Raw genomic sequence first — 11,610 nt, 5'->3', positions numbered from 1 at the left:
GGTGCGCCGCACCAGTTGGGCGGCGGCGAATTTCGTCAACTCAACCGCAGACCCGGACGCCCTCGTTATTTCCCAGCGGGACTGGGAACGCTTGCTGGATCAACTGGCCTCGACGGCCTGAAATGGCCAAAGTCGAGATTAAGACCACCGTCGCGCCATCGTTGCGAATGGCGCGCAACTCCAGCTCATAGGGCGTGCCCTGAATGAGGGCGGCGTCCACCGCATCACTGAGTCGTTGCATGTCCTCGGGAAAATAGAGTTGCGCATGGTCCGCAGAGGACGGCGCTCCTTCGGCTAGGTCGCGCTGCAGGATTCGGAACAACTCGGCCGACCAGGTCACGGTGTCCGTCGCGAGATCCCATTCCCAGCTACCGACGTGCGCGATCGCCTCCGTGCGCGCCAGCATGGTTTGATTGCGCTCCAGTGTCTCCGCGGCGAGTTTGCTCGTGGTGACGTCCTGGGTTGTGCCGACGAGGCGTTGCGGCGCGCCGCATTCGTCACGGATCAGCTGGCCCAGGGAATGCACCCAGTGGAGGCTGCCATCGGACCAGACAACACGGTAGGTATTGTCGAAATCGGTCCCCTCTTCCACCGTGCGCTGGAAGGCCGCCATGCCCTGCTCGCGGTCGTCGGGGTGAACGCAGGCTCGCACGTCCTCGATCGTGCCCCCGAAATCGGCGGCCGCAATGCCGAACAAGGCCGCGTGTTCCCCCGCCCAGGCCACTCGGCCGGTGGCGATCTCCCAGTCCCAGATCCCCATCGCGGCGGCATGCAGGGCCATGTCCAGTTGCTGCCTGCCGGTCCGCAGCGCCGCTTCGGTCTGCTTGCGTTCGCTGATATCCGAATGCACGCCAATCGCACGCAGGGGCTGACCATCGGCGCCCCGCTCCATCACCTGCCCGCGGTCGAGGATCCATTTCCAACTGCCATCCTTGCACCGCATTCGGTGTTCATTCACATAAACGGGCGTCTTGCCGTCGAGATGATCTTGCACGTCCGCCAGCGCGCGCGGCAGATCCTCCGGATGGACACGTTCCTCCCATTCGTCGAGACGGTCTTCGATCTCCGCGTCGCCGTACCCCAGCATCGCCTTCCAGCCTTTGGAGAAGAAGACCCGACTGCTCGGGAGGTCCCAATCCCACACCCCATCGCTGGCGCCCTCCAGCGCGAACCGCCAGCGCTGCTCGCTCGCTCGCAGCGCGGCTTCGCCCTGGCGGCGCTCGGTCATGTCGACGTAGGCGATGACCACCCCGTAGTCGGCATGGGCAGTGGGCGTGGCGCTGACCGAGAGCCAGGTGATGCCGGCGGGCTTGACGATGCCCATCTCCACATCGTGGACCGGGCGCTGCTCGACCATGGCGCGTACACTGGCATAGTCGTCCGCGGGCAGGGGCGTGCCATCCGGGCGGATGATCGTCCATTCCTTGCCGACATAATGGCGCTGCAGATGCTCTTCGCGCGTCAGGTCGAGGAGTCTTTCCGAGGCCTGGTTGCAATCGACGATCCGGCCGGACCGATCCGTGATGGAGATCCCGACCGGCAGCAGGTCGTAGATGGTGCGCAGCATGCCCTCGGAGGCCTGCAAGGCGGCGGTGCGCTGCACGACCAGGTTTTCCAGTTCCGCCCGCTCCGCCTCCAGGGCCGCCCGGGCAGCCTGAGTCTCGGTGACATCATGGAAACTGACCACGATGCCCTGCACCGCCCCCCCCTCCCGGAAGGGCGAGCAGGTGGCCTCGAGATCGAGGCCCCGGCCATCCGGGCCGGTGATCCGAACACCGAAGCGCCTTGTCTCACCGCTGAGGGCGGCGTGCAACTCGGGAGCGATGCGGGCATAGGCATCCGCCCCCACCACTTCACTGACCCGGCACCCTTGCAGTGCCTGCGGCGTGACCAGGAAGAGTGCGGCATAGGCCGGGTTGACGACCTGATAGCGCAGGTCGCGGCCGATGAACACCACCATCTCGCGGGAGGTCTCGACGATCTGCTGGAAGCGGCGTAGCGCCTGTTCCGCCTCTTTGCGCGCGGTGATCTCCATGACGACCCCGCGCATCCGCTGCGGTTTACCGGTGCTATCGACGCTGAACTCACCAAGACCCTGCATCCAATGCAGGCTGCCGTCGGGCCAGATGACCCGATAGTCGCTGGAGAATCGCTCCCGTGTCGCCATGCAACGCGCATGTGCCTCGGTGACCCCAGGAACATCGTCCGGATGCACGCGACTCAGGAAATCTTCATAGGTCCCATCGAAGCCCCCGGGCGCGAAGCCCCAGAGCCGTTCGTGCTGTTGCGACCAGAGGATCCGGTTGACGGCAATGTCCCAGTCGTAGATGCCCAACTGCGCGGCGTCAAGCGCCAGAGTGAGTCGCTCCTCGCTGTCGCGCAGCGCATCGACCGCTTTGCTTAGGGTGAGGTCGCTGATCGTGACGCGGCAGACGGGCGACCCGTCGGCCTCGGTGACGGCGATGGCGGCGAACTGCGCCCAGACGATCACGCCGTCGGGTTTGCGCATCCGCAGGGTGCAGACGCGTGGCCCGCTGGCCGCCCCGGCCTCCGCCGCGGAGCTGGCCTGCGCCTCAAAGAGCGTCTTGCGGAACCGGTAGAAGACATGCTGGTCCTCCCTGAGGATAAACCGGAACATGGGCTGACCGGTCAGTGCGCCGCGCGCCAGACCCAGCAAGGTGGCGGCGGCGAGATTGGCCTCCCGGATCAGCCCCCGTTCGCAGAGGGTGCAATAACCGACCGGCGCCAGTTCGTAGAGGTCGAAGTAACGGGCGTGCGCGACCTCGATCTCCGCCTGCGCCTGGCGCAGTTCCTCGTTTTGCATCTCCAGCTCGATCTGATGGACCCGCAGCTCATGGACGGTCCGCTGGAGGTCTTGCGGTGACAGTGCCGCGAGGGTCTCCGGCGACTGGGCCGCGGTGTCGCACGCGATCTGCTCGGCCCGCTGCCGCAGGGTCGGTTGCGGACCCGGTTCGCCGCGAAGGTTTGTCGGGGGCGCTGGTGCGGGTCGGTCATCCGTGTCTGTCATGCTTTACTCCCAGGGGTTTCCATCGACTGGCGCCTCGTAAACCACGTTCATCATAGTATGTGATGTGTCGGGCCTTGGGCCAGTCTGCTGTCGGCTTCTCGGCTTCTCGGCTTCCAGGTTGAGCCAGACGGAGCATCCGAGCCGGACTTGAGCGGGACAGCGCATTCGCCCCGTCCTGAAGCTGGGCAAGAACGGGTCGCCGTCGACAGCGGACAGTGCGCCCCGGCGCGTCCGCAAAAAACGCCGCAGCGCAAATGTCTCGGATCGGTCGGTTTACCGGCTGCGTCTTGGTTACGCCGGTCGAGTTGTCCCCGGGATCGACGATGCTGGGGTACAGGAACACCTCCCCTGAAGTGGTGGCTCGCCGCTGCCGGTCGGCACGCTTACCCAGGCCGCCAGCCCGCCCCCGCGCCGGTTTTCCAGCCAGACCCGCCAGCCGTTGGCCTGGGCCAACTGGCGCACGACCGCCAGCCCCAGTCCGGTGCCCCCGGTGACCGGGCTGCGGGAGGCATCCACCCGGTGAAAGGGCCGGAACACCGCTTCCAGTTGGTCCTCCGGGATGCCCGGACCCTGGTCGATGACGCCGATGATGCAGGCGCCATCGCTCGACTGGGCGCGCAGTTCGATCGCTCCATCGCCGGCGTAACGCTGGGCGTTGGCCAGGAGATTGCCAAGCACCCGCCTGAGCGCGGCGGGCGGGGCGCTGATCCTCAAGTCCGGACACTGCACGGCGACCTCGGCGCCCGCCTCCCAGGCGCGTCCGGCCAGGGCCTCGAGCACGGCGGCCAGGTCCACCGGTACCGCGGCCTCGCCGTCCAGTCCGCGGGCCAGTTCCAGGACGTCCCCCACCAGGTGGTTCATTTCCTCGACATCGGCCTCCAGCCGCTCGATCCAGGCCGGATCGGGGCGTCGCTGGACCAGCTCGAGCGCGAGGCGCATCCGCGCCAGCGGGGTGCGCAGGTCGTGCGACAGGCCGGCCAGCAGGGTGGTCCGTGCCTCCAGCAGGTCATGGACCTGGCACGCCAATTGGTTGAAGCGGCGCGCCAGGGAAGCCAGTTCGCGCGGACCCGTCTCAGGCAAGAGTTCCGGGGTCGCGCCGCGGCCCAGCACGGTCGCGGCGACAGCGAAACGCTTCAGTGGTGCCACGGTACTGTGACCGAGCCACCAGGCGGCCAGCCAGGCCAGGATGATGGCGGCGGAGAGGGTCAGCAGGGCGGCGGCCAGCGGCTGTGGACCGACGCGGCTGCGCGGGAACCCCAGCCACAGGGTCCGCCCGCCCGCCGGCACACCGGCCCACAACCAGGGCTCGGCCCCGGCATCGACGCTCGCCAAGTCCAAGGGCGCGGCGGTGCGTTGCGCCAGTTGCGCCTCCAGTTCGCGCACATAGATGCCATGCCAGGCGGTCCGCACCGCGCCGGTCGGCGGCGCGACGGCGAGCGTCAGTCCGTGGGATGCGGTCAGCTCCCGCTCGAAGGCTGGCCGGGTCTCGGGCGGCAGTTCGGCCCAAGTCTGGGCGGCGAGCACCATCAGGCCGGCCAGATCGCTGGTGGCCCGCGTGGCCAGGGGCTGCATGAGCAGGAAGACCACCGCCAGCGTCGTCAGCACCTCAAACAGTACAAAGACCAGGGCGAGCCGCAGCGCGTTTTGCTGGTGTAGCGTCAAGTTCCAGGACATGCGTCCGGTCTCAGGATTCGGCGCCGCGCGGATTGAACAGATAGCCCGCGCCGCGCAGGGTGCGGACATAGACCGGGTTGGTGGGGTCAGGCTCGATCTTGCGCCGCAGGCGTGCCACCCGGATATCCACGGTGCGGTCATAAGGATCGCGCTCGTAGCCCTTGAGGAGATCCAGGAGCAGGTCCCGGGACAGCACCCGATTGGGCCGCTCGATGAAGACCTTGAGCAGGTCGTATTCGGCGCCGGACAGGCCGAGATCCTGGTCCCCGCGCAGCAGCCGACGGGCCGCCTGGTCGAGCCGATAGGGGCCGAAGCGCTCGCCCTGCGGTTCCGGGGCCGGCGTCGGCGCCGGGCCCTGCGCCCGCCGCAACAGGGCGCGCAGGCGGGCCAGTAACTCCCGTGGGCTGAAGGGCTTGGCCAGGTAATCGTCGGCGCCCAGTTCCAGGCCGACCACCCGGTCGATCTCCTCGCCGCGGGCCGACAGCATCAGGATCGGCACGCTGGAGTGCGTTCGCAGCGCGCGGGTGAGGACCAGGCCGTCTTCGTTGGGCAGCATCAGGTCCAGGACGATGGCATCCGGCATGGCCAGTTGCATGGCGCGGCGCATCGCCTCCCCGTCGCCGGCCAGGTCGACGATGAAGCCGGTGTCGGTGAGATAGGCGCAGAGGAGATCCCGCAGTGCGGGATCATCGTCTACCACCAGGATGCGGGCGGCGGGGATCATACCGTCATCTTAGCCGAGAACCAGGCGTCGCTGACCACCCGGATACACGCCGTTACACACCGATACAGGCCGCTACGGCGCTGACAAGACGGTGCTACAGGGCGGGTCGAGCATGGGCGCCATGATCACCAAGGCCGTTCTGAGTTTCTTCATCGCCACCCTGTGCCTGGCCGCGGCGCCGGCGTCGGCGCAGACACCGCAGCCGTTTCGCAGCCTCAAGGAGATCCGTGAGCGCGGCGTCGTCATGCAGCAGTGGGAAAGCAGTTGTGCCGCGGCAGCGGTGGCCACGGTGCTCACCTACGGCTTCCACGATCCGGTCAGCGAGCGCCTCGCCGCCGCCCGCATGCTGGAGCAGACCGCCCCGGCCAAGGTCAAGGCGCGCGGCGGGTTCTCCTTGCTGGACTTGCAGCACTTCGTCACTGGTCGCGGTTATCGGGGCAGTGCCTACCAGCACCTCGGATTCGCTGACTTGCGCGTCTTTCACGCCCCCATCGTGCCCATCAATGAGCACGGCTACAACCATTATGTGGTGTTCAACGGCGTCACGGGCGATCGGGTCTTACTCGCCGACCCGGCCTTTGGGAACCGCACCCTGTCCATCGCCGGCTTCACTGCCGTCTGGATGGAGGGCATGGCCTTTGTCGTTACCCGCCCGCCGTCTCCCTGAGTGTCACCACCATGAAGAACACCGCCCTGCGCCTCTTGCTGGTCTGCTGCGCAACACCCGTGCCAACGCTTGCGTTGTCACAAACCCCGCAAGGCGCGGCGGCCCCCCGGGCGCCGGGCGCTGATGCCACCACCGCAACCGTCGAATCATTACGGCAACAACTGGCGGCCCAGCAGGCGATCAACGAGCAGTTGCAGATGCGCGTCAAGGCCCTGGAAGGACAACTGGCCGCCGGCAAGAAGGGCGGCGGGTCGCCGCTCATCGGCCTCGATGCCGACGCCGCCAAGCCCCCGGTGGAGGCGCAAGCCGCGAACAGCGCGATGGAAGAGGCATTGGTCACCAAGGGGCTGGTGTTGCTGCCCAGCGGCACCTTCCGCCTCACCCCCAGCGTGACCTGGTTCCACGACGGACAGGGCGATGACCATTATGAGTCCATCGCCTATGGCCTGGGTCTGGAGGCCGGCCTCCCCTGGGGCATGGCCGCCGCGCTGTATCTGCCTTACATCCAACGCGACTACCCGTTGGGGCGCGCCGACGGCACGGGTGATATATCGATCAGTCTGGGCAAGCGGCTCACGCAGGAAACCGCGTCGCGGCCGTCACTGGTGGCGCGACTGGCCTATACCCACGACAACGGCAGCGCCCCGTTTGCCCCCGTACCGATTGGCGACGGCTTGCGCTCGCTCACGCTGTCACTGTCGGCCGTCAAGCGCAGCGAGCCGGTGGCGCTGTACGGCACGCTATCCTATGGCTATGCCTGGTCCAGGACCGCGACCTATTGGGACGGTGCGGGCTATCAGACCGGCCGACTCACGCCGGCCGATCGCTTTGGCCTGACCCTGGGCGTCACCCTGGCCGCGACCCCCACTATTTCACTTGATGCAGGGCTGTCCTTTGACTTTCCGGGCGGGGATGAGGTTGAACCCTTGGGGGGCGACGCGTACCACACCGCGGTCGCCACGGCCGGTTACATCAACCTGGGCGCCGACTTTACACTGGGCAAGAACCTGTTCCTGAACCTGTCGGCGGCGGCCGGGGTCACGGACGACGCCAATGACTTCATCTTCTCGATCTCGCTGCCGTATCGCTTTTGGTAACCAGTCAAGAACAAGCTAAATACAAACACAACCGTTGTCGTTGTCGTTGTAGTTGTCGTAATCGTAATAGGAGAAGCGATGCAATTTGGGGTGCGAGAGAGTCCGGGGCGCTACGATAATTTCGACAACGACAACGACAACGGCGCGATCGACCAGACCCCGCGGCGGCACTGATACAGTCTGACACGATGGGAAACCAAGCGATACTCCCTGGTCATGGTGCAGAAACAGCCGCGGTGAATACTGTTGCTACCGCCACACGGGGAAACGTCCCAGGTGACACCCCGTTCACGAGGGGCCGTTCACGAGGGGCCGTTTGCGGAAGCGGCTGTCAGTATGGGTTGATAGCCGAACCATGTGCTCCACCACTGTCACTTGAGGAAATTCAGATGAACGCAAGAGTCTTGTTGATCGCCCTGCTGGCCGGCGCCGCTTTCACGGCTGCCGCGGCGGATCAGACCACTAAAACCCAGGCCACCCAGGGGCAAAGCAACAGGCAGGCCCCGACTCAACTCAGCGCCGCACAGATGGACCAGGTCGTGGCGGGTGGAAACGGCCCCGGCACCGGCGACTGCACCGGCACCGGTATCCCGAAGCTTGATGGCACCGGACCGAAATACGGCAAGAAATAGCCTGTGAACCGTGGTTGACGCACCGCCCCCCGGCAGCGGGGGGCGATGCACGCTTGTCTTGAAAATCGACGACTGCTCGACGAGCATCTCCAACTTGGCCAGAATGTCTGAAGGCCGCCGTCGCTGACCACGCGTTGTTACCGGGTGCGCCTGGAATGGGCCGTTTCAACACCGAGGTATTCCCGATCATCAACCGCCTGACCCTCCCCACGCTGCTCTGCGTCTTCACTGCCTCGGCTTGGGGCCAGGACGCGACCATGGAGCCAAATCGGCCGCTGGACCTCACCGTGCCGAGCGGTGCCCTGACCATGCCGAGCGGTGCCCTGACCATGCCAAGCAGTGCCTTGACCAGGACCTGGGGTTCCCCCGCTGGTGCGGATGCCGTACGGCTACCGGGTCTGGGTGAGCAACCCAACCGTCCCAACGCGGTCGGGGGTCCCGGCAGCGTCGGCCACGGTGGAGGTCATCGCAGTGACCTGCCCTATGGCACCGGGTACGAGGCCAGGCACGGCCAGGCAGCGAACGGGCGCGGCATGGGACGGGGACGCTGAGGGCTGACATCCTGATCAAGGACTTGCGGCCCCACAATCGTCGGCCTGCTCGTTCGATCAACTTCTGGGAAAAGGCGGGTCTGAGGCCGTCCCAGCCGCGGCAAGCGGCGCCGCCGGGACCGTGGCTTCGGGGGCCGCCGCCGGCACGAAGGTAGAGACAAAAGGGGCGCGCGACGCCACCGTCCGATCCTACTGCGCAAGCTGAGGCCGCCGCGGATTGCGCTGAATCGACCGGATCACGCCTGCCGGTGCGCGCGGGTCTTGGCCAGGGCGGCGTTTTTCTCCAGATACTCGATCATCAGGCCGGCGATGTCCTTGGAGGTCGCCGTCTCGATCCCTTCGAGCCCCGGGGTGGAGTTGACCTCCAGGACCACCGGCCCGTGATGGGAGCGCAGGACGTCGACTCCGGCCACGTTGAGCCCCATGATGCGGGCGGCACGCACCGCGGTCGAACGCTCTTCCGGGGTGATGCGGATCAGGCTGGCGGTGCCGCCGCGGTGCAGGTTGGAGCGGAACTCACCGGGCTTGGCCTGGCGCTTGATGGCCGCCACCACCTTGTCGCCGATGACGAAACAGCGAATGTCCGCCCCCTCGGCCTCCTTGATGTATTCCTGCACCAGGATATTGGCGCGCAACCCCATGAAGGCCTCGATCAGGCTCTTGGCGGCTTGCTCGGTTTCGGCCAGCACCACCCCGATCCCCTGGGTGCCTTCCAGGAGTTTGATGACCAGCGGTGCACCGCCGATCATCTTGATCAAGTCCTCGACGTCGTCCGGGGCATGAGCGAATCCGGTGATCGGCAGCCCGATGCCCTTGCGCGACAGCAACTGCAATGAGCGCAATTTGTCGCGGGCGCGGGCGATGGCCACCGATTCGTTCAGGGCATAGACGCCCATCATCTCGAACTGGCGCAGCACCGCGGCCCCATAAAAGGTGACCGACGCGCCGATCCGTGGGATCACCGCGTCGAAACCCTTCAGTTCTTCGCCCTTGTAGTGGATGGATTGGGCGTGGGTGGTGATGTTCATATAGCAGCGCAGGACGTCGATGACGCGGATCTCGTGGCCACGCTCCCGCGCCGCCTGCACCAGCCGGTTGGTGGAATAGATGGTGGGGTCGCGGGACAGGAGGGCGATCTTCATCGGCGTCACGGCGACCGCCTCGTGCAGCCCGTCGACCGGCTTCGGCGGCGCGTCAGGCGTTGACATAGCGTTCCACCTCGGCCAGTCGCTCATCGGCGGTGATCAGATCCGCCCGGGCGAAGCGGATGAGCAGGATGACCCGTGCCGGCTGCCCGTTCCGATACCCGCGCAGGAACTCGATCGGCGTCGACTCCACGGCGCCCTCGCGGTCCTCGCGCACCACGTTCATCCGGTCCAGGCGGACCTGCTCGGGCTTGGCCGCAACGCGGGTCTGCGGGTGCTCTAGCACGCCGTTCAGGCGCCGCAGATAGTCGTCGAGGGTGGTGAGTCCCTGGCGTGCCGCGGCAAGTTCCTGCTCCAGTTGCTGGATACGCTGGCCCAGGGTCTGGTAATCATCCAGCGTGGAAGCGCCGCCATCGCTCAGGAAATCCAGACCGCGCGTCGCTGGATTTGCGACTTTCTGTTTGATCCGGGTCATCCGCAACTGTTCTTCCAGTGCGGCGATTTTTGCCTCCTGACCGCCGATCTCCAGCACGGCCCCGCCGGCGATGATGTCCATGATGGCCTGTGCGGCCTGGCTGCGCACGGAATCCGGATCGCCGGCGGGGAGACCGACCTCGTGGTTCACGAAGCTCCAAGTGGTTTGCGGAATGTCCCGGCGGACGGCATCGCCCTCCAACTCCATGCCGAGTTGGGTGCGCACCACCGGCAGGGCGGCCAGGAGCGCGTAACAGTCGCCGGTTTCCAGCGCCGTGTCGCGGACGAAAGCGCAGACACTAGGGCTGGAGAGGACCCAGCGGATGCGCTTTGGGTCGGCGAACATGGCATTGAGTAAGGGGTCTTGGGCCCAGGTCTCCCGATTCAGCGTGATCGGTCCGGGGATGCGGCTGGCCACTTCGGTACTGTAATCGAGCGCGGCGGCGACGTTGTCGTGGAGTGTGCGGCGGTATCCGGAGAGGCTGCGCAGGCGCGGATCGACCTGATCGACGACCCGTTCGCAGGCTGCCGCCACCGCCTGCTCGCGCGGTGTCGGTGCGGCGCCGATGGTCTTGAGCTTTGACCAGTGCGCAGTGGCGACGCGCTTCAGGTCTTGCCAGAGATCGTTCATCGCGAATCCTCAGGTGAGGCGAAGGGGGGGCCGCGACGCCGGCTGCAACGGTCGCGCGGACCAGGGTCGGTGCGTTCGCGGTCTGAGTTGATGCCGCGGGGTGTCGCGGGACGGTGGACAATGATACTCGAATCATAGCCCGTGAATTGCTGCGAGGGGATGACAGCCCGCTGTTGTCGGTCGGATGTCGATCCGACCACTTGCTGTGCGGTAACCGGCCTTGATCGTAATCCCGGCCGGCGTTATGCGTAGTCAGGGCTTCCAGCCCTGACAGTGTCAGGCCAGGATGGCCTGACTACGCACCCGGCGCGCCCAAGTGGCCGGAACGACGATCAAGGCCCGGTAACCGTTACGCCTTCATGGCGGGCCGATCCGGGCCGGTGTCGAAGAACAGCGTATGGACCAGCAGGATGACCACGCCCAGGCTGATGGTGCTGTCCGCCACGTTGAACGCCGGCCAGGGGTTGAACAGCGCGAATGGGATCCAGGGCAGATAGACCTGAATGAAGTCGATGACATGCCCGAGCACCACCCGGTCGACCAGATTCCCTACCGCGCCGCCGATGATTAGCGCCAGTGCAACCGCCATGGTTCGTTCATCTGCGCGCAGACGCAGCAGCCAGGCGGCCAGCACGCTGCTGATGACGAGTGCCAGGGCCGCGAGCCCCCACCGCTGCCAGCCGCCGGCGTCCGCCAGGAAGCTGAAGGCCGCGCCGGTATTGAAGGCCAGGGTCAGGTTCAGGTTCGGAATCAGCTCGATCACCTCGAATGGTGCCAGGGAGGCCATTACCAGCCATTTGGTGGCCTGATCGAGCAGGAAAACGATAAGAGAGAGCCACAGCCAGCGTTTCATAAGCGTGTTCGTGTTTCACTGTTTTCTCGTTCCCACGCTCCAGCGTGGGAATGCCGTCCGGCCGCTCCAGCGGCCGCTGGCGCCACGCGACGCCGGAGCGTCGCGACTTGCTCCCACGCTGGAGCGTGGGAGCT

At 66.3% G+C, this 11,610-nt stretch carries 10 protein-coding genes; 4 read left to right on the top strand and 6 right to left on the bottom strand.

Annotated elements, in window-relative coordinates; genetic code table 11:
* Positions 1-40 precede the first annotated feature (40 nt).
* From QZY03_RS30805 to QZY03_RS30795, 3 genes are all read right to left on the bottom strand, one after another.
* The gene (locus tag QZY03_RS30805) at positions 41-3,028 is read right to left on the bottom strand and encodes a PAS domain-containing protein (protein WP_295588027.1); all 2,988 of its coding nucleotides are present in this window, start codon (positions 3,026-3,028) and stop codon (positions 41-43) included.
* 291 nt (positions 3,029-3,319) lie between these two features.
* On the bottom strand, positions 3,320-4,702 hold the full coding sequence (locus QZY03_RS30800) for a HAMP domain-containing sensor histidine kinase (protein ID WP_295588025.1): 1,383 nt from the start codon (positions 4,700-4,702) through the stop codon (positions 3,320-3,322).
* A gap of 10 nt (positions 4,703-4,712) precedes the next feature.
* Positions 4,713-5,426 (bottom strand): response regulator, encoded by a 714-nt coding sequence (locus QZY03_RS30795; RefSeq protein ID WP_295588023.1) that lies wholly within the window; start codon positions 5,424-5,426, stop codon positions 4,713-4,715.
* A gap of 121 nt (positions 5,427-5,547) precedes the next feature.
* On the opposite strand from QZY03_RS30795, the gene QZY03_RS30790 reads away from it, so the two are divergent.
* From QZY03_RS30790 to QZY03_RS30775, 4 genes are all read left to right on the top strand, one after another.
* Complete coding sequence (locus QZY03_RS30790; protein ID WP_295588021.1) at positions 5,548-6,093, top strand: cysteine peptidase family C39 domain-containing protein; 546 nt, start codon at positions 5,548-5,550, stop codon at positions 6,091-6,093.
* Positions 6,094-6,104: 11 nt separating this feature from the next.
* Entirely contained in the window at positions 6,105-7,190 is a 1,086-nt protein-coding gene (locus QZY03_RS30785) for a hypothetical protein (protein ID WP_295588019.1), read from the top strand.
* Positions 7,191-7,579: 389 nt separating this feature from the next.
* Positions 7,580-7,822 carry a hypothetical protein gene (locus tag QZY03_RS30780; protein ID WP_295588017.1) on the top strand — a complete coding sequence of 81 codons (243 nt, stop codon included), beginning with the start codon at positions 7,580-7,582 and terminating at the stop codon, positions 7,820-7,822.
* A 155-nt stretch (positions 7,823-7,977) separates the two neighbouring features.
* Positions 7,978-8,373, top strand: coding sequence for a hypothetical protein (locus QZY03_RS30775; RefSeq protein WP_295588015.1), 396 nt, complete (start codon positions 7,978-7,980; stop codon positions 8,371-8,373).
* A 236-nt stretch (positions 8,374-8,609) separates the two neighbouring features.
* Here the strand turns inward: QZY03_RS30775 and rimK are convergent, their stop codons facing one another.
* The 3 genes from rimK to lspA all read right to left on the bottom strand — a co-directional run bounded on the left by rimK (position 8,610) and on the right by lspA (position 11,476).
* Positions 8,610-9,515, bottom strand: a complete 906-nt coding sequence (rimK, locus tag QZY03_RS30770) for a 30S ribosomal protein S6--L-glutamate ligase (protein ID WP_295588029.1) — start codon at positions 9,513-9,515, stop codon at positions 8,610-8,612.
* Positions 9,516-9,567: 52 nt separating this feature from the next.
* Positions 9,568-10,623 (bottom strand): hypothetical protein, encoded by a 1,056-nt coding sequence (locus QZY03_RS30765; RefSeq protein ID WP_295588013.1) that lies wholly within the window; start codon positions 10,621-10,623, stop codon positions 9,568-9,570.
* Positions 10,624-10,972: 349 nt separating this feature from the next.
* On the bottom strand, positions 10,973-11,476 hold the full coding sequence (gene lspA / locus QZY03_RS30760; protein ID WP_295588011.1) for a signal peptidase II: 504 nt from the start codon (positions 11,474-11,476) through the stop codon (positions 10,973-10,975).
* Positions 11,477-11,610: the final 134 nt, after the last annotated feature.

The sequence above is a fragment of the uncultured Lamprocystis sp. genome, assembly GCF_903933125.1.
GTDB lineage: Bacteria > Pseudomonadota > Gammaproteobacteria > Chromatiales > Chromatiaceae > Thiodictyon.
The sequence above is the reverse complement of the archived record's forward strand: the minus strand, read 5'-3'. Positions and strand labels throughout refer to the sequence as shown.